The organism is Candidatus Symbiopectobacterium sp. NZEC135 (assembly GCF_025962695.1).
On the sequence record NZ_JAGFPF010001274.1, the window covers coordinates 1 to 628 of the forward strand.

A 628-nucleotide genomic window follows, 5' to 3' on the forward strand; every position below is an offset into this window, starting at 1 on the left:
AAAGAGCGCAGAGATCAGGTTACTCACCCCATTCATCAGGATTGCCATGGTGGTAGGCGATGCCAGCGGCAGACGCGCTACCAGGATCAGCAGGGCAACCTTTGCCAACAACCAAAAGAGCACAGCAGGAGCAATCAGCTTCAGATTGGCATAGGCGAGCTTTGCGCTGAGGCGGATGGAGGCGAAAACGCCTTTATTCTCAACCGCGGCGATCACGGGAGATAAACTGACTGCGATGGCCAGCAACACCCCCGGCACGATCAACAGCAGCATGCCCAGTTGCACTAAAATGGTACCCACCAGGATCAAAAAGAACAGTCGCGGCAGCAGCGGTGCGGAGGCACCAATCGCGCGCAGCGCGCTGGTGGCTTGTCCGGCCGAAACCTGTCTCACCAGCGTCAACACACCGCCGGTCAGCAACGCATTGCCGACCAATGCGGCAAAGGTGCTGGCTGCGGAAACTTTAAGCAGCACCATCTGTTGCTCGGGCGTCATTTGTTGAATCAGATCGTGCAGCCCCAACTGGCCGGTGCTGGAGAGATCGCCACTGACATTACTCAATAGCTGTAACTGTTCCGGTGCCGGTATTAATGCCTGATTTAACATGACAGTAATGACCGCCGTGAGT

Annotated in this window: 1 protein-coding gene; it reads right to left on the reverse strand. The window is 56.2% G+C overall.

Going from position 1 to position 628, the window contains the following annotated elements; all coding sequences use genetic code 11:
* Window positions 1–628, reverse strand: a 628-nt coding sequence (locus J5224_RS33790) for a YciC family protein (RefSeq protein WP_264629234.1), incomplete at both ends; no start/stop codon positions are given.